The following is a 24,019-nucleotide window of genomic DNA, read 5'->3' as shown; positions in this document are numbered from 1 at the left end:
CAGGCTCGACTTAGGCACAATCTTGCAGATTCTGCCATTGAAGCGCGTTGCTTCCCAGATGGACAAAAGGCGGATCGAAACGACCCGCCTTGTCTGATCGAATGGCGGAACCGTCAGGCCAATGCAGCTCACTGAAGCGTCTTCGAGTTTGCACGACCTTTGTCATTGCCGGGCTTGACCCGGCAATCCAGCCTTTAGCCCCGTTGCGCGGGGGCTTCTGGATAGCCGGGTCAAGCCCGGCTATGACAATTCGGAGTGTTTCCTCCTTAAGGGAACTGCATTGGAACCGTCAGGCGACCTTCTTCAGGGCCGCCGGCTTGAGCACATCCTCGGTGATCGCGAGGTCATCTTCCAGGCTGCGCTTGGCCTTGAGGCCGCTCTTGGACAATTCGCCATGATAGGCCTTGACGGCTTCGTCCGGTGCGATAGTGCCGTCGGCGACCTGCCGCATCAGCACCAGCAGCGCAAGCGGATCCTCGGCCAGGTTGATCTTGCGGCCGAACAACGCGACGCGGCCGCCATATTTTTCGGCCTGGTGCAGCAATTCGAAGGTGTCACGGGTCGTGCCGGCGCCGCCGCCAAGTACGCCGACCACCAGGTCGGGATCGAAGCTCGACAGTTCTTCGAGCGCCTTGGGTCCATTATAGACGATCTTGAGGAATTGCGGGCGGTCCGCCTTGGTCACGCCGGCCAGGCAGCGCAGGATGCTGTCATTGATGTATTCGCCGATCTGCTGGCGATCGAGGCCGCAGTCGACATTGGGATTGAAGACTTCGAAGAAGTACTTGAAATTGTTGTCGGCGGCCTCTTCGCGGAAGGCGGCGAAGGCGTCGAGTGCTTCATAATCGTGATCGATGTCGTTGAGGAAGGTCACCGAATAGAGGCCGAGATCGGTGCCGGTCACGGGCGCGCCAATCGCCGGCTCGTTGGTGCCGTACATGACGCGCGAAAGGTTGGCGGTCCGGAAATGGCGGGAGGGATGCTTGGTATAGGCCTGGTGGCGCACGCCACCCCAGCAATCGGTGGTGTCATTGGCGCGAATGGAGGGTTTCACCGCCGAAGTGCGGAAGACGCCGCGCTCGTGCAGCAGTTCGAGATTGGAGGCCGACACCAGCATGATGTCGACGATATCCTGCTCGACGATGGCCTGGATCTGGTCAAGAAATTCGGCGCGCGTGCGCACCCGGCCCTGGCCGCCGTCGGTGCTGCGGGCAAAGCCGGTTGCCGCGAGGCCGGAGCCCATGTCGCCGTCCTTGGCATCGGCAATGATGAAGTCGGAACGCTTGTAGTTGCCCGCTCTGATATTGCGCAATTTCTGGTCGAGACGGGTTTGGGGGTAGGCCATCGCACATGCTCCTTGGACTGGCGATGAATGCCGCCGCTTCCTCGCTGCGGCGAGTCGCATTCATTTCAATGACACTCATATACGATCAAAATCTTTCAAACCAGTGCAAAATTTTCCGTTCACAAGGATTATCGCTGGCATCCGCAGGGCAGGAATCCTTGTGGAGGGCGACGCGAATTCGCATGGATGAGATTTGCCATTTGCTGCTGCGTTGCGGGAGAAGGAACGAAGAGTCTGCCAATCGCATCGGTGTGAAGGAGAAATGTCGTGCTGCCGAATTTCGAAACGCAGCGCCTGCTGATACGGCCGCGCACCATGGCCGATTTCGAAGCCTGCCTTGACATGGATCGCGATATCGAGGTCACCAAGCATATTCCGGGGCCCTGGCACGATCCGGAACAGCACGAGGCGTTCGTCAGGCAGCGCATGCAGGCCGACTATGGGCCGGGGCTGGGCTACGGGACTGTCGTCGACAGGTTTCATCCCGATCGCTTCCTGGGGTGGATCCTGCTCATTCCCGCCGACGGAACCGGGCCTGAGATCGAGATCGGCTGGCGGCTGGTGCGGAAGGCCTGGGGCAAGGGCTATGCGACCGAAGCGGCCGTGCCGGTGGTTCGGCATGCCTTTGCCACGCTCGAGGCAGACAGGATCGTAGCCGAGATCGCTCCCCGCAATGCCGCTTCGCTGCGCGTCGCGCAGAAGCTGGGCCTCAGCGATGCCGGCATGCGCGATGATCAAGGCGCGACCTGGAAGCGCTTCCAGATGACGCGAAGCGATTTCGCTTCGCTCGAAGCGACCGGACGCTGAGACACCCAGCCCCGGCTAGGGAGCAGAGGTAAGGGCCTGCAACGGCCGGCTGTCGGCCGGCCGCTACAGGACAGAAAGCGGGACTTAGCCGTTGGTCGGGGCAGGTGCTGCCGACAGGGCTTCCTGCAGCTTCTGCTCTTGTTCCGGCGACAGCGAGGTCTTGATCACCCGTCCCTTGAGGCCGCTGAATTCGGCCAGGACCTTCTCGGGTTGGACCTTGCGGACCAGCACGAACAGGGCGGAGGAATTGTTGGGAATGGTCTGGCCGAGCGACTTGATGAAGTCGTCGTCGATGCCGTAATCGGCGAGCGAACCGGAGAGGGCGCCGACGCCCGCACCGACGGCGCCTCCGATGGCGAAACCGGCCAGCGGGTTGAGGAAGAGCAGGCCGACAAGCCCGCCCCACAACGCACCGGAGAGCAGGCCGGAACTCGCACCGATGCCGGTCAGGTTGATGCTCTGCTTGAGATGAACCTTGCCCTCGGCATTGCGGGTGACCACCACCGCATCCTCGAGATCGACCAGATATTCCTTCTTGAGCGCGTCCAGCTTGAGCAGGACCTTGTCGGCCTCATCGATGGAATCAAAGCCGACGACAATAAGATCGGACATCAAGAACTCCTGTGTTCACCTGTCATGGCGTGTTGCGCCATGAAGGACGTTTATCCAGCAAGCCTATGGAATCCATGTGACCATTGTCGGGCACGGATCGTGCTTCCGGCACGTCGTGAAAACGTCTGCATAGATGCCCATCCGGGCTCGCCTTCACTGCGGCGCGGCATCGGGCGCATAGTTGCCGGCGAATTCCTGAGCGGGTGGAATGGGCGTGATCACGTCGATCAGCACGCCATTGGGATCGGCCGTGATGAAATGACGCTGCCCGAACGCCTCGTCGCGCAATTCCAGCAGGATCGGCAGGCCCACCTGTTTGAGCCTTGCATATTCGGCATCGACGTCGGCGACTTCGAAATTGAGCAGAAGACCGCCGACCTGCCCACCGCGCCCCTGTTCGGGAATGGTGTGGTGACCGCCGTCGAGCACGGCGAGATTGACCGTCTCGTCAGCTGCCGATTGCAGATGCACATACCAGTCCGCCTCGAACAGGATCCGGAAGCCCAGATGCTCGACATAGAAGGCCGCAGTCGCGGCCACTTGCCTAGTCATGATCACGGGATAATAGCTGGTGATCTTCATGGACATTCCTGCGCCTCCCCTATAAACATACAGTCTGAATGTTTTTTGATAACATACAGGCTGTATGCATGCAAGAGGACGGCCGACGCTCCAACCAGGATCGCACGCTCAGAACGCGGGCGGCCTTGATCGCGGCTGGGCGGCGCCTGTTCGTCGCCAAGGGCTATGCCGATACGGGAACGCCCGAATTGGTGGCCGAGGCGGGCGTGACGCGCGGTGCGCTCTATCATCATTTCGTCGACAAGCAGGCGCTGTTCCGTGCTGTCGTCGAGGCAGAGAATGCTGCCCTGGCCGCTGAGATCGAACGGGCGGCACCGGAAGAACTCGGTGCGATGGAGGCGCTGATCGCCGGCGGCGAGGCTTTTCTGGCCGCCATGTCCGAACCCGGGCGTACCCGGCTCTTGCTGATCGAGGCCCCGGCCGTGCTGGGGCGCGAGACGGTGGATGCCATCGACGCCGCCCATGGTGGTCGCACGCTGCGAGAAGGTATCGCCGCAGCGGTCGCAAGCGGGTTGTTACGACCGGTACCCCTCGAAACGGCGGCGCTGCTCCTGTCGGCCGTCTATGACAGGGCGGCACTGTCGATGGCCGCGGGAGCGGCCGGAGAGGAATGGCGGGCGCTCATCCGGCGCGTGCTCGATGGCTTGCGCGTTCCGGCTGGATGAAGGATCAGAGGATGCATTCCAATCACCAATCCGATGATGCCTCGCTGACGATCCCTGCGGCTTTGCGCCGAATGGGGTTGCTCGGACCGGGGGAGACGGCGCGCTTTTCAGCCCTGACGGGTGGGGTTTCTTCCGACATCCATCTGGTCGAAACCGCGAGCCGGCGCTTCTGCGTCAAGCGGGCATTGGCCCGCCTGAAGGTAGCGGCCGTCTGGGAGGCGCCAACGAACCGCAACGCGGCGGAAGCAGCCTGGATTCGCCAGATAGGCCAGTGGTTGCCGGATGGCGTGCCCGCCTTGCTTGGCGAGGACGAGCAACTCGGCCTGTTCGCCATGGCCTTTCTGGCTCCCGAACTCAACCCGGTGTGGAAGGAGCATCTGCTGGAACAGCGGGTCGACAGCGCGTTCGCGGCGCGTGTCGGTGCCGATCTCGGCCTCATTCATGCAGCCAGCGCCCGGGAGGGAGAGCTTGCTCTGCGCTTTGCCAATGACACGACCTTCGGGCCGATCCGCATCGAGCCCTATCTCATGGCCACGGCCCGCGCGCATCCCGATCTGGCCGGCAGGATCGAGGCCATCGCCGCCCGCACGCTTGCCAGCAAGAAGGCGCTGATCCACGGCGACGTCAGCCCGAAGAACATCCTGTGCGGACGGAAGGGGCCTGTCTTTCTCGACGCCGAATGTGCCTGTTTTGGCGACCCGGCCTTCGATCTCGCCTTCTGCCTCAATCATCTCCTGTTGAAAGGGGCGCGGCGAGGCGTGCCACGCGCGGCCTATCGGGATGCCTTCGAAGCCCTTGTCGGCACCTATTTCGCCAGGATCGACTGGGAGGACCGTGCTGCTCTCGAGGCCAGGACGGCTGCCCTGCTGCCGGTGCTGTTCCTGGCGCGTGTGGATGGCAAGTCGCCTGTCGAATATTTGACACAAGAGGACGAACGGGAAGCCGTGCGCCACTTTGCCAGACCGCTGATCGCCGACCCGCAGCAAGACCTGATTGCCATCGCCAATGCCTGGGCCCGCCAATGACCGATATATTCATCCGTAGACTTGATGCGCGCCGCATCTGGGATTCACGCGGCCGTCCCACCGTCGAAGCCGAAATCGAGCTCAGCGACGGCACTATCGCGCGGGGCATTGCTCCGGCTGGCGCCTCCCGGGGCAGCCGCGAGGCGCTCGAGCGCAGGGATGGCGGCGAAAGGCTGGGTGGCCTCGACGTCCAGGGAGCCCTCGCTGGCATGCGTGAGGAGATCGCGCCGCTTTTGATCGGCCGCGACCCGTTCGACCAGGCGGGGCTGGACGCGGCGCTGATCGCGCTGGACGGCACGCCGACCAAGCAAAGGCTCGGCGGCAATGCCACCGTCGCGGTCTCGCTCGCTGTGCTGCATGCGGCAGCCGCCAGTCAGGGCCAGCCGCTGTGGCAATATCTGGCGGGTGAGGGGAGCGTTACCCTTCCCCTTCCGGAAATCCAGATCTTCGGCGGCGGCGCGCATGCCGGCCGCCGCACCGATATCCAGGATTTCATGGTGATGGCGCCCAAGGCGGCGAGCTTTGCCGAGGCGCTCGAGATCACGGCCGAGGTCTATCTGGCGGCTGGAAGGATCATGGCCGAGCGCGGCCTGTTGCAGGGCGTTGCGGATGAAGGAGGCTGGTGGCCTGCATTTGCTTCCAACGAAGAGGCGCTCGACACGCTGGTGCTGGCCATCGAGCGAGCCGGCTTCACACCGGGCGACGACGCCGCGATCTCGCTCGATATCGCCGCCTCCGAATTCGGCCGCGGCGGGCGTTACCGGCTCGGCCTGGAGGGACGCGAGCTCGACCGGGACGGCATGGCGGACTATCTCCTGGGCTGGTGCGAGCGCTATCCCATCCTGTCGATCGAGGACCCTTTCGCCGAGGACGATGCCGAAGGGCTTGCCCGCTTTACTGCGGCCGTGGGCCACCGCATTCAGGTCATCGGCGATGATTTCCTGGTAACCAATGCCGGGCTGGTCGAACAGGCGGCGAGGAACGAAACCGTCAATGCGGTGCTGGTGAAGGTCAACCAGGCCGGCACGGTCAGCGAGGCCAAGGCTGCCTGCGAGGCGGGACGACGCGCCGGTTTCGGCACGATTGTGTCGGCTCGCTCCGGGGAGACAGAGGATGTCGCCATCGTGCATCTCGCGATTGGCTGGCATGCCGGACAGCTTAAGGTCGGTTCCTTCGCCCGTTCCGAACGCATGGCCAAATGGAACGAGGCCCTGCGTATTGAAGAAGCCCTCGGATCCAAGGCCCGCTTTGCGGGTATCGACAGCCTGCCCTTCAAGCGTCGGCAGAGCGTCACTTGAGAGCCGCTGGCAGGGCTTCCCGGGGTCCTGCATGGGTGAGGTCGATGAGCTTGCTTGCCTGCAGGTGCGGGGGGAGGTCGGCTGGTCGGTAGACCTGGCGGGGTATCAAGCAAAGAAAAGCCGGAGGAGGAAGCGCCTGTCTTCCTCCTCCGGCGGGCATTTACTTGCATGACGTTAAGTTATTGCAATCGAAATCTGCGCTTGGATGCTAAATTTAAGCATCTCCTGGCAAATAAGGCGTCTGCGACTTCATAACTTCAGTGCAAGCTTGCGCCATCCCGTAACAAAGCTGGCTACGCTCATCAATACAAAAAATAAGCATGTCCGATGCCATCATCGGATAAATCGATTAACTGCTTGGATGGTCGAAAATTGTCTGACATGAACGCCTCAATATGTGAGAATCTTAAGACAATTCGTGCTCTTCGAGCTCACCTGTATCCGCGAATCCCCACTGCATGCCTGTCAAGAATAGAACCAGAATGCGACTGGACTGATACCAGGACCGTACCAACGGTAACTTATCCGGCTGCAGCGCTGGGGCATTGACAGCCGGTAAGCCGGGAGCCGAAGTCGACGGTTGTCGCAGCCGGCACTTGGTCCTATCACAGCGCTGATGCTCAAGAGCGATACGGGGCGGCAATGACGGCCAAGATCCTGGTGAGCGCCTGTCTCGTCGGGCGGCCTGTTCGCTACGACGGTGCGGCGAAGACGCTCGATCACCCGGCTCTCACGCGCTGGCGCGACGAAGGGCGTCTCGTCGTGGTTTGTCCCGAACTCGCCGGAGGATTCAGCGTACCCCGGGCCCCGGCCGAGATCGCCGGGGGACTGTCGGGCCACGACGTCCTGGCGGGCGCTGCGCGGGTGGTCGATATCACCGGCGCCGATGTCACCGCGCTCTTTCTCGACGGCGCCAGGAACGCCCTGGCTTTGGCGCAGACGGAGGGGTGCCGCTTCGCGCTCCTGATCGATGGCAGCCCATCCTGCGGCGGTGCCTTCATCTATGACGGGGCTTTTGCAGGGCGGAAACATGCCGGTGCCGGCGTCACGGCCGCGCTCCTGCGGGCGGAGGGCCTCGAGGTTTTCACGCCGGCGGAAATCGGAGCTCTCGAGGCCAGGTTGGAAAGCGTCGACGCAGACTGAAGGGGAACGGAGCGCGTCAGCCCAGATCTTTCTCCATATAGACCCTGCGCAGGCCCTTTTCCTCGATGCGATGTGTCTCGGCATAGCCGCAGCGGCTGTAGAGCGCGATATTCTCCGTCATCGCCTCATTGGTGTAGAGCCGGATCCGGCGATAGGCCGCTTCACGGGCGAAGTCTTCGGCCGCCAGGAGCAGGCGGCGACCCAGTCCTCGCCCCTGCGCGGCGGGAGCGACCGCAACATTGTCCAGGAGCATCGCATCCGCTTGCGGGATCAGGACGAGTATGCCCTGGATATCGCCATCAAGGACGAGGACATGCAGATGCCCTGCCTCTACCAGCGCGGCGTAGTTGTCGAGCATGGGCCCGGGCTTGCGCCCGATGCGCACGACATAAGGCCTGTAGGCTGCCTCGACGATGTGCTCTATGGCCGGAAGATCGGCGGCGGTCGCGAGGCGCAGGGCTTGGACCATAATGTCCTCCGGAAGGGGTGAGCGGTGTTCCCGCTCTCCTCGGTTCTCCGGGGAGAGCGGTCATCGTCAGGTTGGCCCAGTCTCCGAGAGGGCACGCCGGATGGCAATCTCCACGGGCGAGTAGTCCCCATCGTCGCGCTGCAGCCGGAAAGGTTCCCTCGGTATCAACGGAGGCTGCGCCAGAAAGCGCGGTGTGGAGCCCCGATGCTTCTGCGCGGCGTGCACCAGGAAGGGGTGGCAAAGATAGACCGTACCGGCCTCGCCCGTTGCCAGCGTCTGTTGGCGCCGAACACCCATCTGTTCCAGCTCCATGCGCGAACGCCCGGCTTCGCCCGCCGGAGCGAGGTAGCGCGCCATGTCGAGGTGCGAGCCGATGCGAATGCGGGTCGGCGCATCGTCCGGTCCCACGTCGGAGAACAGGAACAGCATCAGCAGGGCCCGCCCGCGTGAGGTGACGTTCACGCGCCAGGCCGAAAAGTCGGTGCGCTCATCGGGGTCGCAGTCCTCGCCAGGAAAAGAAAGGTCGACATGCCAGCCGGCGTCGCCGGGATCGTCGGGGTGGGGAAAGCGTATCGGGAAACTGCCGAGGCCGTCCCGTGGATGCCAGCGCCCTTTGCCGACGAGCTGGTCGAAGGCCGATTTGAGCACGGGTGTGTTGGCGGCCTCCCGGAACGGGCCTCCGCCATAGCCGCCGAGTCGGATCACGGGTTTCTTCCAGGTGGCGGAATCGTCGGGATCGCAGGGGATGTCCCGCCACAGGATGGAACGGGCGTGCACCGCCAGGTCGCGGGAAAAGGCGCCATCGATCCTCACGAAGCCGTCTTCGATGAATCGTTCGATCTGCGCGGCATCGAGAGCGCGCTCTTGTGGGAGTGTGGGCATGAGAAATCTCAATCATCGCGCCGTTGCGCCGCCACGGGCGAACGGCAACCGCCGTATGATTCACGGCGACAGGTCCGCCGGAGCGGACCGGCATCCAGTCTTTCCTCGGTTAGCGGACGAGGAAGAAGACGGTGGCGATGTTGAGTGTCTGCATCATCATGATCGCGGCAGCATAGGCCTGCGCAGGGCCGGGTCAACCTTGTCGGACGCTATTTCTTCTGACCAATCGGTGGCGCATGCGCCCGAGCTGTTCTAAGCAGGGAGCGGGCTCGACGCCCCAATCAGTGCCGTACCGAGGAGACTTCAGATGACGTCCGCCGCTTCCGCTCCCACCACGCCGAAATGGGTGACGTTGTCGAGCCACCGAGCCTGGCTCCTGCAGCAGGCGGATACGCTGTTCTCCGTATTCGAACAGAACAGCCTCAATCCCCTGGGCGGCTTCTACGATCTCGACATGGCCTGCAAGCCCTTCGTGCCCGGACAACCGCCCGGCAGCCTGCCGACCCGCCAGATCCACTCGACCACGCGCATGGTGCATTGCTTTGCCATCGCCCATCTGATGGGGCGCCCGGGCGCCGACGTGATGATCGATCACGGCATGGATTTCATCTGGAACGGCCATCGCGACAAGGGCAAGGGCGGCTATTTCTGGGGCGTCGGCTATGAGGGGCCGACCGACGACACCAAGCAGGCCTATGGCCACGCCTTCGTGCTGCTGGCGGCTTCCAGCGCCAAGGTTGCCGGTCACCCCGATGCCGACCGGCTGCTCGCCGACATCTCCACAGTGCTGGAGGAGCATTTCTGGGAGGAGGGGCCCGGTGCCACGGCCGAGGAGTTCACGCGGGACTGGCAGTCCTTCGATACCTATCGTGGCCAGAACTCCAATATGCATCTGACCGAGGCCCTGATGGCTGCCTTCGAGGCAACGGGCGACAGCAGCTATCTCAACAAGGCCGAGCGTATCGCCGACCTGATCGTGCGGCGCCACGCCGCCGAGAATGGCTGGCACCTGCCCGAGCATTTCAGCCAGGATTGGCAGCTCAACAAGGATTATTCCGGCAGCCCGGTCTTCCGTCCCTACGGCACCACGCCGGGCCATTGGCTGGAATGGGCGCGCCTCTTGCTGCAGCTGTGGGAACTGGGCGGGCGCAAGCTGACCTGGCTGCCCGATGCCGCCGCCAACCTGTTCCGCCAGGCCGTCAAGGATGGCTGGGACCATGAAAAAGGCGGCTTCTACTATACGCTCGATTGGACCGGTGCGGCGCGCATTCGCGATCGCTATTGGTGGCCCTGCTGCGAGGGGATCGGCGCGGCGGCCTTTCTCAACGCCACCGACGGCGACGGTTTCTACGAAGAATGGTACCGTAATATCTGGAACTTCAGCGCCGCACGCTTCATCGACAAGGTGCATGGCGGCTGGTTCCCTCAGCTCGGCGATGACCTCAAGCCCAACACCGGCCCGTTCTACGGCAAGGTCGACATCTACCACGCCCTCCAGGCCTGCCTTATTCCGCTGCTGCCTACCACCGGCAGCATCACGCGCGGGCTGATCACCGAGGGGGTGAAGATTTGAAGGTGACGGCAATGATGGCCAGCGCAGAGAGAGGCAGGGACGGCTGTATCGGATAGAGATACATTTCATTGTAAAATGTATCGTGGAATGATACATGTACCGTAGGGTGAGACATGATCCGCTCATTCAAGGATAGGCTGACGGAAGCCGTCTTCAATGGCGGCGTTCCCAAGGGCTTTCCAACGGACATCGTCAGGATTGCCCGCCGTAGATTGGAAGCGCTTCATGCTGCTCATAATCTCGACGACCTGCGCTCGCCACCAGGCAATCGTCTCGAGGTGTTGAGGGGAGATCGCGCCGGCCAGCATTCCATCCGGATTAATGACCAGTTCAGGGTCTGTTTCATCTGGTCGGATGGTGGCGCGGAGCGTGCCGAGATCGTGGATTATCATTGAGGAGGAGTATCGTGGTCGAAATCGTAGCGACCTTGCCGCCTATGCATCCCGGCGAAATATTGCGGGAGGAATTCCTGATTCCTCTCGGCCTGTCCGCTGGCAGGGTTGCAGCCGCAGCCGGCGTTCCTCGCACTCGAATCGAGCGAATTGCCAAGGAGGAGATGGGTATATCTGCCGATACTGCCATCCGTCTTGCCAAGGTGCTGAGCACCACGCCGGAGTTCTGGGTCAACCTGCAGAGCCGGTACGATATTCTGACGACGCGCGCGCGGCTTGGCTCCACTCTCGAAGACGTAAAATCACTGCACGCTGCATAGCAACGTCATGTCTTGCCTCGCTGCCGATCAAGGACGGCTACACTCTTACTCGCTGTCAGGCTGGTTCGCCGGATGCGCCTTGACGAAGGCGGGATGCCCTTCGGCCTCGGCCTCGACGCGGCGGATGCGAGGATAGGCGTCGAGCGGCACGCCGAAGCGGCGGGCGGCGTAGAGCTGCGGGATGAGGTAGACATCGGCCAGCCCCGGTGTTTTGCCGAAGCAATAGGGGCCGTCGCCGATCAGCGCCTCGACCGCCTTCAGCCCCGAGCCGGCCCAGGTCGTGATCCAGGCGTCGACCTCCGGCTCGGCCTGGCCGAGCGTCCGGCGCAGATAGGTCAGCGGGCCGAGATTGTGCAGAGGCTGGATATCGCAGCCGATGATCGCGGCGACCGCCCGCACCTTGGCGCGCTGCGTGCGGTCGGCAGGCAGCAGGGGCGGTACGGGATAGGCTTCTTCGAGATATTCGATGATGGCCGGGGACTGGGTCAGAGCCGTGCCGTCATCGAGCACCAGCGTGGGCACACGCTCCTGCGGATTGAGAGCCCGATAGGCCTCGCCATGCTGTTCGCCGCCATTGCGCACGAGATGGACTGCGGCCTGCTCGACCTTGAGATTCTTGAGGGCAAGCGCGATCCGGACCCGGTAGGAAGAGGTGGAGCGCCAATAGGTATAGAGTTTCATGGTCGTGCTCACTCCCTGCGATGGCGGTCTACCGGGCCAACCTTATGGTGTCGGCCGGATCACTGCACGGCATTCCCCGAAGCCGATGGAAACAAAGCCCTCGCGGCGGCAATGCCCCTTGAGGATAACCTCGTCGCCATCCTCGAGGAAGCGGCGCTCCTCGCCCGTTTCGAGGCGGATGGGATTCTTGCCGCCCTGGCTGGCTTCCAGAAGGCTGCCGCAGGCGTCTTGTCCAGGCCCCGAAATGGTGCCCGTACCGATGAGATCGCCCGGGCGCAGATTGCAGCCATTGGAGCTGTGATGGGCCAGCATCTGCGCCACGGTCCAATACATGTGCCTGGCATTGGAGCGAGCCAGCGAATGGGCTGCGAGCTCCTGGCTGCGCAATTCGGCAGTCGTCAGCAGGACCTCCAATTCGATATCGAAAGCGCCCTGGGCCTGGTCGCCGGCATCGTTGAGATAGGCGAGTGGCGCAGGATCGCCCTCGGGGCGAGGTGGCTGTGCAATGCGGAAGGGGGCGAGCGCTTCGGCTGTGATGATCCAGGGCGAGACGGTGGTGGCGAAGCTCTTGGCCAGGAAGGGCCCGAGAGGCTGATATTCCCAGGCCTGGATGTCGCGGGCCGACCAGTCATTGAGCAGGCAGAGGCCGGCGATCTGGTCGCCTGCGGCCGATATCCCGATCGGGGTGCCGAGATCGTTGCCGGGCCCCACCCAAACGCCGAGTTCGAGCTCGTAATCCAGCCGCGCACTGGGGCCAAAGGTCGGTGTCTCCGCCTCGGGCCGTTTCGACTGGCCGAGCGGCCGGATGATGGGAAGCCCGGAGGGAAGGACGGAAGAGGCACGGCCGTGATAGCCGATCGGCACATATTTGTAGTTGGGCAGGAGCGGATTGTCGGGGCGAAACAGCTTGCCCACGGCCGTGGCGTGGTGGATGCCGACATAGAAGTCGGTGTAGTCGCCGATCCGAGCCGGCAGTTGGAGAAGGCAGTCGGAGGCCTTGTAGAGCAGGGGCTCGACCCGGGGGCGCAGGGAGCTGGCTTCGGCCAGGAGGTTGGAGAGCGCCTGGCGCAGGGCGCGGCGCGGGCCGGCGCCCAGCGCCAGCAGGCCGTTGAGATCGTTCCCCCGCGCCGCTTTCGCGGCTCGTTCGGCGGCACCGCTGAGGAGGCCGCCATCGAGAATGGCGCGCAGGTCGAGAATGGCATCGCCGATGGCGATGCCGGCGCGCGGAGTCGCGCCGCCCGGGCTGAAGATGCCGAAAGGCAGGTTCTGGATCGGAAAATCGGCATGGCCGTTCGCCGAGGCGACCCAACTGGTCAGTTTAGGATCGTGCGTCTGGTCGAGTTCAATCATCAGGGCCTGCTCGGATCGAAATGTTTGGTCATCTTGTGGCCGTAGCCGCCATAGTCCTTCTGCAAGGCGCCGGAGCCGGCTGCGAAGGCGGACACGCGCTGCGGGAAACGGCTCTCGAACATGAAGGCCAGCGTGTTTTCCAGCCGGTGCGGCTTGAGCTCGACCTGGCTGGCTTTCTCGAAAGCGTCGAGATCGGGCCCATGGGGCAGCATCATGTTGTGCAGCGAGGCGCCGCCCGGCACGAAGCCGCCGCCGGTCTTGGCGTCATATTGGCCATAGACCAGGCCCATGAATTCGCTCATCACGTTCATGTGGTACCAGGGCGGACGGAAGGTGTTCTCGGCTACCAGCCAGCGGTCCGGGAAGATCACGAAATCGATGTTGGCGGTGCCCGGCGTTTCCGACGGCGAGGTCAGCACGGTGAAGATCGACGGGTCGGCGTGGTCGTAGAGCACCGGGCCGACCGGCGAATAGCGCCTGAGATCATATTTGTAGGGCGCGTAGTTGCCGTGCCAGGCCACGACATCGAGCGGCGACTGGCCGATGGCAGCAGCCCATAATGTGCCGCCCCATTTGACATAGAGGCGAGAGGGCACCTCCCGGTCCTCATAGGCGGCGACCGGTGTGAGGAAGTCGCGCGGATTGGCCAGGCAATTGGCTCCGATCGGTCCTCGTTCGGGCAGGGTAAGGGCGCCGCCGTAATTCTCGCACAGATAACCGCGGGCCGGGCCATTCTGAAGCTCGACCCGGATCTTCACGCCGCGCGGAATGACGGCGATCTCGCCCGGCTCGATATCGATGATTCCGAACTCGGTCGCGAGGCGCAGCGAACCCTGCTGCGGCACGAAGAGAAGTTCGCCATCGGCATTGTAGAAATACTCATCCACCATCGAGCGGGTGATCAGATAGACATGCGCACCCATGCCGGCATGGGTGGCGGCGTCGCCGGCCGTGGTCAGTGTATGCACGCCGTCGAGAAAGGAAACCGGCTCGGCCGGGATCGGGAGTGGATCCCAGCGCAGCGGCGCGATCGGAACCTCGACCTCGGGAGCGGGGGCCGTGCGCCAGAGCCCGATATCGGCCTTGGCGAACGCACCCCAATGGCTCACCGTCGGCCGGATGCGGTAGAGCCAGGAGCGCTCATTGGTGGTGCGCGGCGCCGTGAAGGGCGAGCCGCTGAGCTGCTCGGCATAGAGCCCATAGGCGCAGCGCTGCGGGGAATTGCGGCCAAGGGGCAGGGCGCCCGGCAGTGCCTCGGTCTCGAAGCCGTTGCCGAAGCCCGACATGTAGCCGGCCTGGATGGCACTGACGGCTTGGCTCTTTTGATCGCCGCCTGGCGTGGGAGACTGGAGATTCATGATCGCCTCCTGCATTCGAACGTTTCAACTGTAATCGTTGCGTTTGTAACCATCAAAGCTGCGGCCTGCGCTGCAGATCCTCCTGCCCGAACGGACCGGCATTGGGTTGGCTGGAGATGTCGTCATCCGCGGTTCTACCACGGGTCTCCGGCGTCAATATGAGCACGAGCAAGGCCGGCACCACCATCAGCGCGGCGTAGATGGCGACCGACATCGGCGTGCCCGTGCGCTCGATCAGGAGGGCGCCGATCAGCGGGGCGACCGAACCGCCGAGCACGGAGGCGGCCTGGTAGGAGGCGGAAAGGGCGGTGTAGCGCACGCGTGTCGGGAACATCTCGGTGACATAGGGGGCAAGGCCGCCGAGGAGGAACCCGTGGGTGCACAAGGCCAGGACGGCTCGAAGGTAGAGAGCCGATGGCGCCGCGCCCTGCACCAGGGTGAACAGGGCAAACGCGGCGATCGTGGCACCGATGAAACCCGCGATCATCACCGGCCGGCGCCCGATACGGTCGCTGAGCCAGCCCGAGCCGAGGATGACGGGCAAAGAGGCGAGCGAGGCGACGAGGACGACATCAATGGCCTGCGCCCGGCTCAGCCCGAGCCGGGTCGTTGCCAGCAGCAGGACGAAGGTTGAGAACAGATAGAGCAGCGTGTTCTCGGCTGCCTTGACGAAAAAGACCTTGGCCATCGAGAGTTTCTGGGTGGCAAAGGCTTCGGCCAGCGGTGCGTGGGCGATTTCGGTTTCGGCCTTGATCTCGAGGAAGGCCGGCGATTCATCGACCTGCCGGCGGGCCCAGAAGCCGAGGGCGATCAGCACGATCGACAGCAGGAAGGGAATGCGCCAGCCCCACGCCAGGAACGCCTCCTCGCCGAGCCAGAGCTGGACGAGGCCGAGAATGCCGAGGGCGAGGACATTGGCGGCCGGGCCGCTCGCCATTGGAAAGCTGGTCCAGAAACCGCGATGCCGGGCCGGCATGGATTCGGCCACGATGGTCAGCGCGCCGGTTGCCTCGCCGCCGACCGCAACGCCCTGGAAGATGCGGATGAGCAGGAGCAACAGGGGAGCGGCGACGCCGATGGTCTCATAAGTCGGCAGGAGGCCGATGGCGACGGTGGCCACACCCATCATCAACAGGCTGACGATCAGCGTGTTCTTGCGTCCGAGCCGGTCGCCGATCACTCCGAAGACGATGCCGCCAAAGGGGCGGGCGAGGAAGCCGGCGGCGAAGGTGCCGAGGCCGAGCAGGGTGCCCACGAAGGGATCGTCGGCTGGAAAGAACACCTTGTTGAAGACGAGCACAGTGCTCGCGGCGAAGATGAAGAAATCATACCATTCCAGTGTCGAGCCCAATGTGGCGGCAAGCATCACCTTCAGGCGGGACGCCATCGAAGCCATCTTCATCCTCCCGGTCGCGGATCTTTGGTTATGCGACCACACGTCGAGAAGCGGCCGCTCGTTTATGAAGTTGCAGTTGTAACTGTCGATAATGTAACTATCAAAGCATGGCCAAGCTCACGCTCGAGAACTTTCTGCCCTACCGGCTCAACCGCATCGGCGCCGCCGTGTCGCGCGATTTTCGCACCGTCTACGGGCCGGAGCACGACCTGACCGTGCCCGAGTGGCGGGTGCTGGCGACATTGGGCGAATTCGACGAGATGGGCGCGAAGGCGATCGGCGCCCATTCTTCCATGCACAAGACCAAGGTCAGCCGCGCCGTGCGAGCGCTGGAGGAACGCCGCTGGCTCAAGCGCCGCGAGAGCGTGGAGGACAGGCGCGAGGAGATCCTCAGCCTCTCGCCGCTGGGGCGGCGGGTCTATGCCGAGATCGTGCCGCGGGCGCTGGCTTTCGAAGCAGCCTTGCTGGCAGCCCTCGGCCCGGAGGCCGAGGCACTGTTGCGGGGCCTCGACAAGCTCGAAGCCAGCATGGATCTGCGCTGAGCGCGCCTGACCGAAGCTTGGCGCGTCCTTATGCAGCCCGATGCTCGACTGCAGGGGCGGGTGTCACGGCATCCGTCTCCTGCTGCCGGCCGGTGGGCAGGCTCCATCCCTTGATAATGCCGTAGATGGCGGGGATGACCACCAGGGTCAGCAGGGTCGAGGACACCATCCCGCCGATCATGGGAACCGCGATGCGCTGCATCACCTCCGATCCGGCGCCCGTGCTCCACAGGATGGGGATGAGCCCGGCCATGATGGCGATGACCGTCATCATCTTGGGGCGAACCCGTTCCACGGCACCCAGCATGATCGCCTGCCGAAGATCCGCCCTGGTGAAAGGCTGGTCCTTGCGGGATCGCTCCGCCTTCACCTCGGCCAGGGCCTGCTGCAGGTAGATCAGCATGACGACGCCTGTCTCCGCAGCCACGCCGGCCAGGGCGATGAAGCCGACGGCAACTGCCACGGACATGTTGAAGCCGAGCCACCACATCAGCCAGATGCCGCCGACCAGGGCGAAGGGCAGCGACAGCATGACGATCAGCGTTTCCGTCAGGCTGCGGAAGTTGAGATAGAGCAGCAGGAAGATGATGAGCAGCGTGACCGGCACCACGATCTTCATCCGGGCTTCGGCCCGCTGAAGATATTCATATTGGCCGCTCCATCCGACCGAATAGCCCGGCGGCAGCACGATTTTCGCAGCCACGGCCTTCTGCGCCTCGGCGACATAGCCGCCGAGATCGCGCCCGTCGATGTCGACGAAGATATAGGTTGCGAGCTGGCCGTTCTCCGTGCGGATGGAGGTCGCACCCCGCGTCAGTTCGACCTTCGCCACCTCGCCCAGCGGGATCGTGCCACCACCCGGGAGGGGAACCTGCACGTCGGCGGCGATGGCCTGGCGGCTGGAGCGCAGATCGCGCGGATAGCGGATGTTCACGCCGTAGCGTTCCCGCCCCTCGACGGTCGTGGTCACGGTCTCGCCGCCGAGTGCCGTGGCGATGACGTCCTGGACATCGCCCACGGCGAGCCCGTAGCGGCCGAGTGCGTCCCGGTCCGGCACGATGTCGAGATAATAGCCGCCGATGACCCGCTCGGCATAGGCGCTGGAGGTGCCCGGCACGGTTTTGAGAATGGCCTCGATCTGGCGGGCGATCTTTTCCATCTCGGCGAGATCCGTGCCGAAGACCTTGACGCCGACCGGTGTGCGGATGCCGGTCGAGAGCATGTCGATGCGGGCGCGGATCGGCATGGTCCAGGCATTCGACACCCCCGGAAATTGCAGCGCCTTGTCCATCTCCGTCTTGAGGCCGTCGAGGGTGACGCCCGGCCGCCATTGTTCCCTGGGCTTGAGGTTGATGATGGTCTCGAACATTTCTGTGGGTGCGGGATCGGTCGCCGTCATGGCGCGACCCGCCTTGCCGTAGACGGAGGCGACCTCGGGGAACGATTTGATGATGCGGTCCTGCATCTGCAGCAATTCACCGGCCTTGGTGATCGAGATGCCCGGCAGGGTGGTCGGCATATACATCAGGGTTCCCTCGTCCAGCGACGGCATGAATTCGGAGCCGAGCTGGCGCGCGGGCCAGATGCTGACGGCCAGCGCCGCCACGGCGAGAATGATGGTGAGAATCTTGGCTTTCAGGACCCCGCGAATGACCGGTCGGTAGAGCCAGATGAGGAGACGGTTGATCGGATTCCTGTGCTCAGGAATGATCCTGCCGCGCACGAACACCACCATCAGTGCCGGCACCAGCGTGACCGACAGGAGGGCGGCGGCGGCCATCGCAAAAGTCTTGGTGAAGGCGAGCGGCCCGAACAGGCGCCCCTCCTGCGATTCCAGCGTGAAGATGGGAAGGAAGGAGACGGTGATGATCAGCAGGCTGAAGAACAGGGCCGGGCCGACCTCACTTGCCGCATCGACGAGGATCTGAACGCGGGACTGGCCGGGCGCAGCACGTTCGAGATGCTTATGCGCGTTCTCGATCATGACGATGGCGGCATCGATCATGGCGCCGACGGCAATGGCGATGCCGCCGAGACTCATGATGTTGGAGCCGAGGCCGATCAGCTTCATGGCGCCGAAGGCCATGAGGATGCCGACGGGCAGCATGAGGATGGCGACCAGGGCGCTGCGCAGGTGAAGCAGGAACACGATGCAGACGAGGGCAACGATCACGCTTTCCTCGAACAGCGTTCCCTTGAGCGTCTCGATTGCCGCCTCGATCAGGTGGGAGCGATCATAGACCGGGACGATCTCGGTTCCCTTGGGCAGGCTTGCCGCGATCTCCGCCAGGCGTTGCTTGGCATTGTCGATGACGGTCAGGGCATTGGCGCCGAAGCGCTGCAGGACGATGCCACCGGCCACTTCTCCCTCGCCGTTGAGTTCGGTGATGCCGCGGCGCTCGTCCGGCCCGATTTCGACGCGGGCGACGTCCTTGAGACGAAGCGGTACGCCGGCGCTGGTCCTGAGCACGATGTTCTCGAGATCGGCCGGTGATTTGACGTAGCCGCGGCCGCGCACCATGAATTCGAATTCGGAAAGTTCCAGCGTGCGCCCGCCTACGTCGCGATTGCTGGCCCGCACGGCGTCGCGCACCGTCGACAGGGAGATGCCCTGGGCTCGCAGCCGCAACGGATCCACCACGATGCTGTATTGCTTGACGAAGCCGCCGACGCCGGCGACCTCGGCCACGCCTTCCGCCTTGGAGGCGGCATAGCGCAGCTTCCAATCCTGCAGCGAGCGCAGTTCGGCAAGCGACATGTCCTTGGAAGTGACGGCATATTGATAGACCCAGCCGACCCCGGTGGCATCGGGACCGAGGCTTGGCGTTACGCCGGCGGGAAGGCGCTGCGCCGCTGCGTTGAGATATTCGAGAACTCGGCTGCGCGCCCAGTAGGGATCGGTACCGTCTTCGAAGATCACATAGACGAAGGAGACGCCGAAGAAGGAGAAGCCGCGCACTACCTTCGACTTCGGGACCGTCAGCATCGCTGTCGTCAGCGGATAGGTGACCTGGTCCTCGACGACCTGCGGGGCCTGGCCGGCATAATCGGTGTAGACGATGACCTGTACGTCGGAGAGATCGGGGATGGCGTCGAGGGGCAGGACCTTCAGCGCGTAGAGGCCGGCCGCCACGGCAAAGGCGGTGCCGACGAAGATCAGCACGAGGTTGCGTGCGGACCAGGCGATGAGCCGGGCGATCATGGCGCGGCCTCCGGACTGGTCATGCCGTTCAGCGCGGCCTTGAGGTTGCTTTCGGCGTCGATGAGGAAGGTTGCGGCCGTCACCACGCGGTCACCGGCCGCAACGCCGTCGCGGATCTCGACGAAGCCGCCGCCCTGGGCGCCGACTTTGACCTCTCGCGGTTCGAAACGCCCGTCTCCCCTGGCAAGGATGACCGTTTGGTGCGTGCCGGTGTCGATCACGGCGCTGTCGGAGACGGTCACGGCCTCCTTCGCGTCGCCGGTTGCGATGTCCACGTCGGCATACATGTCCGGCAGCAGAAGGTCTTCCGGGTTCTGCAACTCGATCCGCACCTTGGCGGTACGCGTCTCCTTGACCACTTCGGGATAGATCAGCGCGATCCGTCCCTCGAAGACGCGGCCGGGCAGGCTGCGGATCCGGACGGTCGCAGGGGCTCCGGGCCTGATGGCGCCGAGCTGATATTCGGGCACATCGGCCAGCACCCACACGGTCGAGATGTCGGCGAGGCGGAAGAGGATGTCGCCGGGCGCGGCCTTCATGCCCTCGGTCGCGTTGCGCTGGAGCACGATGCCGTCTCGCTGGGCTCGCCACGTCATTGCTGGCGGCACCTTCCGGTTTCGTTCGAGTTCGGCGATGGCTTCGGGAGGGACGCCGAGATTTTCCAGCCGCTGCCGTGCGCCGCCGCCCGTTCCGCCACGCCCGCCATTGCCAAGCTCGGTGAGGAACTGGGCGCCGGCAGCAGCGATTTCGGGCGAGTAGAGCTGAAGGAGAGGTTGGCCCCTGGCGATCCGATCGCCCGTCGTCACATCCGAGACCTTGGTGATGAAGGCATCCGAACGCGTGGCGACCACGCCGATGCGACGCTCGTCGAGCTGCACGCTGCCCGGGACCCGCACGGGCCGGACGAGGGCGCGCATTGCCGCGATCTCGGTACGGACGCCCGTCTGCTGCTGCCTGCCTGCTGCGACCTTGACGGTTCCCGTTTCCGGTTCTTCTCCGGCATGCACGGGGATGTAGTCCATGCCCATGGAATCCTTCTTCGGAACCGGTGACGTGTCCGCAAGGCCCATGGGGTTGCGGTAATAAAGGATGGGACGGGGGGCTGCGACGGCGGGTGCCGGGGCCGCGTCGGCAGGCTTGTCGTCGAAGCTTACCTCCTCGCTGGCGTGGACGGCGACGAAGTCGCGGCCATCGGCCGTCTTGGCCGGCGTTGCCGAATAGGCGGGAGACCCATCGGGGGCGCGATAATAGATCACCGGCTCGCCAGGCCCTGCTGCCGCACTCGCCATGGGCGACGAAGGCCCGCCGGTCAGTGTGAGCATTTGCTGCCAGGCCGCAGCGGAAAGGGCCGGGCCATGCCGGCCTGCCCAATAGCCGCCTGTTCCGGCCGCGACGATCGCGATGAGGACGAGACTTGTTCGACCGACACGGCTCATGGCACGGCCTTGAAGACGAGCTTGCTTTCGAGCGTTCCGGTTTCGCCCTGGACCTTGGCGGCGAGCGACAGGCGCCAGCCGCCCTCCATGCTCAGCCTTGCCTTGAATCGATAGATGCCGGGTTCATAGGATGCGATGGCTTCGATCGGGGCCTTCATCGTGGCCATGCCGTCCGGCGCCATGTCGACGCGCTGGGTGAAAATCACCGCGTTGGGGACAGGCTTGCCAGAGCGCCTGTCGACGAGGCGTACGGCGATTTCCGATGTCTCGTTCAGCTTGATCTCGGGCCGGATGAGTTGAAATTCGTAGTCTGCGATATCGGCTTGTGCGGGGGAGGCGGTTGCGCAGGCAAGGCCGATCGCAGCCGCCAGGGCGATGCGGTTGGTGCCAAATGACGTCATGTCTGAAATATTCCCGATTCATCCCTGACCGGCGAGCGTCTCCCAAGCCTTTGCGGTGCGCCGTAATCGACGAAAAACGCAAGGACGCGTCGGAGCGAAAGCCGGGATCGACAGGCGTTACGCCTGGACCCGCTTTGCTCTGGAGGAGGTTCGACGGCTGCTAATGCTGTCCGGCCCCGAAGGCGCCGGACGGACTGCCCCAGTACGGGGCGCGGATGAATTCAGGCGCGGGGAGGACGGTCCGGCGGCGCCGTGATGAAGGGCGTCCTGTCCAGGTCGTTGCCGGGCGGGGCGAGGCGGCTGGTCTCGAAGAGAGGTGCTTGGGCCATTACCGCGATCGGATCACCGGGCGCGCATTTGGCCATGCAGACGATCGCCACTGGGCAGGATTTCTGCCCTCCGGGTAGCGAGGGGTTCTGTTCAGGGCAGCATGGCATGTCGGAAGCCATGGCTGCCTGGTTCACCGCGTGCAATGGCACGGCCGCCATGGCGGCCGAGAAGGGTGCCATCGGAGCGCTCAGCAGGCTTGCGATCATAATGATCGAGAGCATGCGGGAAAGGAGATGCCAGCAGGTCACGCCAGAGTGATGTCACGGGCTGAGGGAAATGAGAAGTCCTGCCGTGTTCACATTTTCGTCGGTGACCCAAGGCGGCAGAGCGGGCGAGGCGCCCGCTCTGCGGTTCTCAGCCGCCAACCATCAGCTTGACGATCTCGTCATGGTTGGTCTCGGCGATCTTGCGCTCGCCCGCCAGGGTGCCGCGGCGCAGGACCACGATGCGGTCGGAAACGGCGAAGATGTCCTGCAGATTATGCGAGATGAAGATGATGCCGCGGCCCTGGGCCTTGAGGGTCTTGATCAGGGAAACGACCTTGCGCTGCTCGGGTACGCCCAGCGCGGCGGTCGGCTCGTCCATGATCAGCACCTGCGCGTTCCAGTAGACGGCCCGGCCGATGGCGACAGCCTGGCGCTGACCGCCCGAGAAGTTGCCGACGGGGGCATCGAGGCGCGTCACGTGGAAGTCGAGCTGCGCCATGGTTTCCTGCGCCGCCTTGGCCATCTTCTTGCGGTCGAGCACGGGCAGGAAGCCGAAGGCCTTGGTCATCGGCTCGCGTCCCAGGAAGATGTTGGCGCCGATGGAGAGATTGTCGGCCAGAGCGAGGTCCTGGTAGATTGTCTCGATGCCGTGGCCGCGCGCGGCTTCGGGCGTGGCGAACTTCACCACGTCGCCTTTCAGGCGGATCTCGCCGCCATCAGCCTGGTAGACGCCGGAGATCGTCTTGATCAGGGTCGACTTGCCGGCGCCATTGTCGCCGGCAAGGGCAACGACTTCGCCGGCATTGAGCTGCAGTGAGACGCCGTTGAGGGCGGTGACGCCGCCGAAATGCTTGGAAACGTCGCGTATGTCGAGGAGGGGCTGGGTGCTCATGAACGGCGGCCTCCGGCGATGGAGCGCTGGGCCTGGTCGACCAGCACGGAAACAATGATGACGACGCCCACCGAGACGAATTGCCAGAAGGGCTCGACATTGATGTAAACGAGGCCGAACTGGATCACGGCGATGACGAGAGCCCCGGCCAGCGTGCCGGAGATCGAGCCCGAGCCGCCGAACAGGCTGGCGCCGCCGATCACCACGGCGGCGATCGAGTCGAGCAGGAGCGGCTCGCCGGCTTGCGCCGCGCCGGCTGTGAAACGGGCGGCATAGAGCACGCCGCCGATGCCGGCGCAGACGGCCGACAAGACATAGAGCTTGCGGGTGTGCCTGGAGACATTGATGCCGGCGCGAAGCGCAGCCTGCTCGCTGGCGCCGATGGCGTAGGTATGCTGGCCGAAGCGCGTCTGCGAAAGCAGATAATGCATGGCGATCAGGAAGAGGGCGGCGACGATGACCACGACGGGCACACCATAGAAGCGGCCATTGCCGAGCGCCGCGAACCAGGCGTTCGAAACCGGAACGGTGGTGCCACCGGCCAGCAGATAGGCGATGCCGCGAGCCACGCCATACATGCCCAGCGTGCCGATGAAGGGAGGGACCCGGAGCTTGGAAATCAGCAGGCCGTTGATATAGCCGGGGATGGTGGCGACGGCGACGCCGGCCACGATGCCGACCAGCATGGCCGGGAAGGGCGGCATGGAGGCGCCCATGAGATTGGCCGTGTGGGCTGCCACCACCGCCGACAGTCCCATGATGAAGCCGATCGACAGGTCGATGCCGCCCGAAATGATCACGAAGGTGGAGCCGAGGGCCAGCAGGAGCGGTGCGACGGCATAGATCGAGATCGATTGCAGCGTCGGGACCGAGAACACGAAGGTCGAGCCATAGGCGATCCGGGCCCAGCATTCGAAGAAAACCAGGAGCAGGACCAGGAAGAGCCAGGCCCTGAGCTCTGCGATGCGCAGAAGGATGGGATGGGGGCCTGCCGCGGGCTGCGCCCGGCTGAGGGAAGATTGGGCTGCCGACATCAGGCGCTCCGTTCAGGGGTCATGGAGAGGCCGCCGGGCCGGAGCGTCCTGCTCCAAGGGCTCCGGCGGCGCAGATGC

General features: G+C 64.2%; 25 protein-coding genes. 10 read left to right on the top strand and 15 right to left on the bottom strand.

Annotated elements, in window-relative coordinates; translation table 11 throughout:
- Positions 1 to 289: 289 nt before the first annotated feature.
- Positions 290 to 1,345: a hypothetical protein gene (locus ACIGJE_RS20080; RefSeq protein ID WP_415082395.1), complete on the bottom strand. Its 1,056-nt coding sequence runs from the start codon at positions 1,343 to 1,345 to the stop codon at positions 290 to 292.
- 267 nt (positions 1,346 to 1,612) lie between these two features.
- On the opposite strand from ACIGJE_RS20080, the gene ACIGJE_RS20075 reads away from it, so the two are divergent.
- Positions 1,613 to 2,152, top strand: a complete 540-nt coding sequence (locus ACIGJE_RS20075; protein ID WP_415082393.1) for a GNAT family N-acetyltransferase — start codon at positions 1,613 to 1,615, stop codon at positions 2,150 to 2,152.
- A gap of 84 nt (positions 2,153 to 2,236) precedes the next feature.
- Here the strand turns inward: ACIGJE_RS20075 and ACIGJE_RS20070 are convergent, their stop codons facing one another.
- Together ACIGJE_RS20070 and ACIGJE_RS20065 are read right to left on the bottom strand one after the other, a co-directional pair.
- Entirely contained in the window at positions 2,237 to 2,764 is a 528-nt protein-coding gene (locus ACIGJE_RS20070) for a DUF1269 domain-containing protein (RefSeq protein ID WP_311935263.1), read from the bottom strand.
- Between the two features lie 153 nt (positions 2,765 to 2,917).
- Positions 2,918 to 3,346, bottom strand: a complete 429-nt coding sequence (locus ACIGJE_RS20065; protein ID WP_415082472.1) for a VOC family protein — start codon at positions 3,344 to 3,346, stop codon at positions 2,918 to 2,920.
- Positions 3,347 to 3,414: 68 nt separating this feature from the next.
- Between ACIGJE_RS20065 and ACIGJE_RS20060 the strand changes: the two genes are divergently transcribed.
- The 4 genes from ACIGJE_RS20060 to ACIGJE_RS20045 all read left to right on the top strand — a co-directional run bounded on the left by ACIGJE_RS20060 (position 3,415) and on the right by ACIGJE_RS20045 (position 7,477).
- Complete coding sequence (locus ACIGJE_RS20060; protein WP_415082390.1) at positions 3,415 to 4,011, top strand: TetR/AcrR family transcriptional regulator; 597 nt, start codon at positions 3,415 to 3,417, stop codon at positions 4,009 to 4,011.
- Between the two features lie 11 nt (positions 4,012 to 4,022).
- Entirely contained in the window at positions 4,023 to 5,036 is a 1,014-nt protein-coding gene (locus ACIGJE_RS20055) for a phosphotransferase family protein (RefSeq protein ID WP_415082388.1), read from the top strand.
- On the top strand, positions 5,033 to 6,334 hold the full coding sequence (gene eno, locus ACIGJE_RS20050) for a phosphopyruvate hydratase (protein ID WP_311935258.1): 1,302 nt from the start codon (positions 5,033 to 5,035) through the stop codon (positions 6,332 to 6,334). Before ACIGJE_RS20055 ends, eno begins: the two co-directional genes overlap by 4 nt.
- Positions 6,335 to 6,976: 642 nt before the next feature.
- On the top strand, positions 6,977 to 7,477 hold the full coding sequence (locus ACIGJE_RS20045) for a 2-thiouracil desulfurase family protein (protein WP_311935256.1): 501 nt from the start codon (positions 6,977 to 6,979) through the stop codon (positions 7,475 to 7,477).
- 16 nt (positions 7,478 to 7,493) lie between these two features.
- Here the strand turns inward: ACIGJE_RS20045 and ACIGJE_RS20040 are convergent, their stop codons facing one another.
- Together ACIGJE_RS20040 and ACIGJE_RS20035 are read right to left on the bottom strand one after the other, a co-directional pair.
- Entirely contained in the window at positions 7,494 to 7,946 is a 453-nt protein-coding gene (locus ACIGJE_RS20040) for a GNAT family N-acetyltransferase (protein WP_415082385.1), read from the bottom strand.
- A 66-nt stretch (positions 7,947 to 8,012) separates the two neighbouring features.
- Positions 8,013 to 8,828: a phytanoyl-CoA dioxygenase family protein gene (locus ACIGJE_RS20035; protein ID WP_415082383.1), complete on the bottom strand. Its 816-nt coding sequence runs from the start codon at positions 8,826 to 8,828 to the stop codon at positions 8,013 to 8,015.
- On the opposite strand from ACIGJE_RS20035, the gene ACIGJE_RS20030 reads away from it, so the two are divergent.
- The 4 genes from ACIGJE_RS20030 to ACIGJE_RS20015 all read left to right on the top strand — a co-directional run bounded on the left by ACIGJE_RS20030 (position 8,827) and on the right by ACIGJE_RS20015 (position 11,113).
- Positions 8,827 to 9,084 carry a hypothetical protein gene (locus ACIGJE_RS20030; protein ID WP_483678579.1) on the top strand — a complete coding sequence of 86 codons (258 nt, stop codon included), beginning with the start codon at positions 8,827 to 8,829 and terminating at the stop codon, positions 9,082 to 9,084. The genes ACIGJE_RS20035 and ACIGJE_RS20030 overlap by 2 nt on opposite strands.
- 51 nt (positions 9,085 to 9,135) lie before the next feature.
- Positions 9,136 to 10,401: an AGE family epimerase/isomerase gene (locus tag ACIGJE_RS20025; RefSeq protein ID WP_483678577.1), complete on the top strand. Its 1,266-nt coding sequence runs from the start codon at positions 9,136 to 9,138 to the stop codon at positions 10,399 to 10,401.
- A gap of 113 nt (positions 10,402 to 10,514) precedes the next feature.
- Positions 10,515 to 10,796: a type II toxin-antitoxin system RelE/ParE family toxin gene (locus ACIGJE_RS20020; RefSeq protein WP_483678575.1), complete on the top strand. Its 282-nt coding sequence runs from the start codon at positions 10,515 to 10,517 to the stop codon at positions 10,794 to 10,796.
- A gap of 20 nt (positions 10,797 to 10,816) precedes the next feature.
- On the top strand, positions 10,817 to 11,113 hold the full coding sequence (locus ACIGJE_RS20015) for a HigA family addiction module antitoxin (RefSeq protein WP_311935539.1): 297 nt from the start codon (positions 10,817 to 10,819) through the stop codon (positions 11,111 to 11,113).
- Between the two features lie 45 nt (positions 11,114 to 11,158).
- On the opposite strand, the gene maiA is transcribed toward ACIGJE_RS20015, so the two are convergent.
- Genes maiA through ACIGJE_RS19995 form a run of 4 tightly spaced genes read right to left on the bottom strand, consistent with a single transcriptional unit; the run spans position 11,159 to position 15,898 of the window.
- Positions 11,159 to 11,794, bottom strand: coding sequence for a maleylacetoacetate isomerase (gene maiA / locus ACIGJE_RS20010; protein WP_483678573.1), 636 nt, complete (start codon positions 11,792 to 11,794; stop codon positions 11,159 to 11,161).
- A 42-nt stretch (positions 11,795 to 11,836) separates the two neighbouring features.
- On the bottom strand, positions 11,837 to 13,144 hold the full coding sequence (fahA, locus tag ACIGJE_RS20005; RefSeq protein WP_483678571.1) for a fumarylacetoacetase: 1,308 nt from the start codon (positions 13,142 to 13,144) through the stop codon (positions 11,837 to 11,839).
- Positions 13,144 to 14,502: a homogentisate 1,2-dioxygenase gene (gene hmgA / locus ACIGJE_RS20000; RefSeq protein ID WP_483678570.1), complete on the bottom strand. Its 1,359-nt coding sequence runs from the start codon at positions 14,500 to 14,502 to the stop codon at positions 13,144 to 13,146. The genes fahA and hmgA overlap by 1 nt, the downstream gene beginning before the upstream one ends.
- Before the next feature lie 52 nt (positions 14,503 to 14,554).
- Positions 14,555 to 15,898, bottom strand: a complete 1,344-nt coding sequence (locus ACIGJE_RS19995; RefSeq protein ID WP_483678568.1) for an MFS transporter — start codon at positions 15,896 to 15,898, stop codon at positions 14,555 to 14,557.
- A 107-nt stretch (positions 15,899 to 16,005) separates the two neighbouring features.
- Here ACIGJE_RS19995 and ACIGJE_RS19990 point away from each other — a divergent pair, with 107 nt between their 5' ends.
- Positions 16,006 to 16,440 carry a MarR family winged helix-turn-helix transcriptional regulator gene (locus ACIGJE_RS19990; RefSeq protein ID WP_311935236.1) on the top strand — a complete coding sequence of 145 codons (435 nt, stop codon included), beginning with the start codon at positions 16,006 to 16,008 and terminating at the stop codon, positions 16,438 to 16,440.
- 28 nt (positions 16,441 to 16,468) lie between these two features.
- On the opposite strand, the gene ACIGJE_RS19985 is transcribed toward ACIGJE_RS19990, so the two are convergent.
- The 6 genes from ACIGJE_RS19985 to ACIGJE_RS19960 form a co-directional block, all read right to left on the bottom strand.
- On the bottom strand, positions 16,469 to 19,642 hold the full coding sequence (locus ACIGJE_RS19985) for an efflux RND transporter permease subunit (protein ID WP_483678567.1): 3,174 nt from the start codon (positions 19,640 to 19,642) through the stop codon (positions 16,469 to 16,471).
- Positions 19,639 to 21,078 carry an efflux RND transporter periplasmic adaptor subunit gene (locus ACIGJE_RS19980; protein WP_483678565.1) on the bottom strand — a complete coding sequence of 480 codons (1,440 nt, stop codon included), beginning with the start codon at positions 21,076 to 21,078 and terminating at the stop codon, positions 19,639 to 19,641. The genes ACIGJE_RS19985 and ACIGJE_RS19980 overlap by 4 nt, the downstream gene beginning before the upstream one ends.
- Complete coding sequence (locus tag ACIGJE_RS19975) at positions 21,075 to 21,479, bottom strand: FixH family protein (RefSeq protein WP_483678564.1); 405 nt, start codon at positions 21,477 to 21,479, stop codon at positions 21,075 to 21,077. The genes ACIGJE_RS19980 and ACIGJE_RS19975 overlap by 4 nt, the downstream gene beginning before the upstream one ends.
- Positions 21,480 to 21,700: 221 nt before the next feature.
- Positions 21,701 to 22,030 carry a hypothetical protein gene (locus tag ACIGJE_RS19970; RefSeq protein WP_483678562.1) on the bottom strand — a complete coding sequence of 110 codons (330 nt, stop codon included), beginning with the start codon at positions 22,028 to 22,030 and terminating at the stop codon, positions 21,701 to 21,703.
- 133 nt (positions 22,031 to 22,163) lie between these two features.
- Entirely contained in the window at positions 22,164 to 22,907 is a 744-nt protein-coding gene (locus ACIGJE_RS19965) for an ATP-binding cassette domain-containing protein (protein WP_311935226.1), read from the bottom strand.
- A complete protein-coding gene (locus ACIGJE_RS19960; RefSeq protein ID WP_311935224.1) occupies positions 22,904 to 23,941 on the bottom strand; it encodes an ABC transporter permease subunit in 1,038 nt (345 codons plus the stop codon). The genes ACIGJE_RS19965 and ACIGJE_RS19960 overlap by 4 nt, the downstream gene beginning before the upstream one ends.
- Between the last annotated feature and the right edge of the window lie 78 nt (positions 23,942 to 24,019).

The sequence above is a fragment of the Labrys sp. E2SS-1L genome (genome assembly GCF_057073705.1).
Note: the sequence above shows the minus strand (reverse complement) of the source record. Positions and strands in the feature narration are given on the sequence as shown.

Coding starts and splice junctions, on each gene's coding strand:
- ACIGJE_RS20080 (WP_415082395.1), bottom strand. CDS start 1,345: ATGGCCTACCCCCAAACCCGTCTCGACCAGAAATTGCGCAATATCAGA.
- ACIGJE_RS20070 (WP_311935263.1), bottom strand. CDS start 2,764: ATGTCCGATCTTATTGTCGTCGGCTTTGATTCCATCGATGAGGCCGAC.
- ACIGJE_RS20065 (WP_415082472.1), bottom strand. CDS start 3,346: ATGAAGATCACCAGCTATTATCCCGTGATCATGACTAGGCAAGTGGCC.
- ACIGJE_RS20060 (WP_415082390.1), top strand. CDS start 3,415: ATGCAAGAGGACGGCCGACGCTCCAACCAGGATCGCACGCTCAGAACG.
- ACIGJE_RS20055 (WP_415082388.1), top strand. CDS start 4,023: ATGCATTCCAATCACCAATCCGATGATGCCTCGCTGACGATCCCTGCG.
- eno (WP_311935258.1), top strand. CDS start 5,033: ATGACCGATATATTCATCCGTAGACTTGATGCGCGCCGCATCTGGGAT.
- ACIGJE_RS20045 (WP_311935256.1), top strand. CDS start 6,977: ATGACGGCCAAGATCCTGGTGAGCGCCTGTCTCGTCGGGCGGCCTGTT.
- ACIGJE_RS20040 (WP_415082385.1), bottom strand. CDS start 7,946: ATGGTCCAAGCCCTGCGCCTCGCGACCGCCGCCGATCTTCCGGCCATA.
- ACIGJE_RS20030 (WP_483678579.1), top strand. CDS start 8,827: ATGAGAAATCTCAATCATCGCGCCGTTGCGCCGCCACGGGCGAACGGC.
- ACIGJE_RS20035 (WP_415082383.1), bottom strand. CDS start 8,828: ATGCCCACACTCCCACAAGAGCGCGCTCTCGATGCCGCGCAGATCGAA.
- ACIGJE_RS20025 (WP_483678577.1), top strand. CDS start 9,136: ATGACGTCCGCCGCTTCCGCTCCCACCACGCCGAAATGGGTGACGTTG.
- ACIGJE_RS20020 (WP_483678575.1), top strand. CDS start 10,515: ATGATCCGCTCATTCAAGGATAGGCTGACGGAAGCCGTCTTCAATGGC.
- maiA (WP_483678573.1), bottom strand. CDS start 11,794: ATGAAACTCTATACCTATTGGCGCTCCACCTCTTCCTACCGGGTCCGG.
- fahA (WP_483678571.1), bottom strand. CDS start 13,144: ATGATTGAACTCGACCAGACGCACGATCCTAAACTGACCAGTTGGGTC.
- hmgA (WP_483678570.1), bottom strand. CDS start 14,502: ATGAATCTCCAGTCTCCCACGCCAGGCGGCGATCAAAAGAGCCAAGCC.
- ACIGJE_RS19995 (WP_483678568.1), bottom strand. CDS start 15,898: ATGGCTTCGATGGCGTCCCGCCTGAAGGTGATGCTTGCCGCCACATTG.
- ACIGJE_RS19990 (WP_311935236.1), top strand. CDS start 16,006: ATGGCCAAGCTCACGCTCGAGAACTTTCTGCCCTACCGGCTCAACCGC.
- ACIGJE_RS19985 (WP_483678567.1), bottom strand. CDS start 19,642: ATGATCGCCCGGCTCATCGCCTGGTCCGCACGCAACCTCGTGCTGATC.
- ACIGJE_RS19980 (WP_483678565.1), bottom strand. CDS start 21,078: ATGAGCCGTGTCGGTCGAACAAGTCTCGTCCTCATCGCGATCGTCGCG.
- ACIGJE_RS19975 (WP_483678564.1), bottom strand. CDS start 21,479: ATGACGTCATTTGGCACCAACCGCATCGCCCTGGCGGCTGCGATCGGC.
- ACIGJE_RS19970 (WP_483678562.1), bottom strand. CDS start 22,030: ATGCTCTCGATCATTATGATCGCAAGCCTGCTGAGCGCTCCGATGGCA.
- ACIGJE_RS19965 (WP_311935226.1), bottom strand. CDS start 22,907: ATGAGCACCCAGCCCCTCCTCGACATACGCGACGTTTCCAAGCATTTC.
- ACIGJE_RS19960 (WP_311935224.1), bottom strand. CDS start 23,941: ATGTCGGCAGCCCAATCTTCCCTCAGCCGGGCGCAGCCCGCGGCAGGC.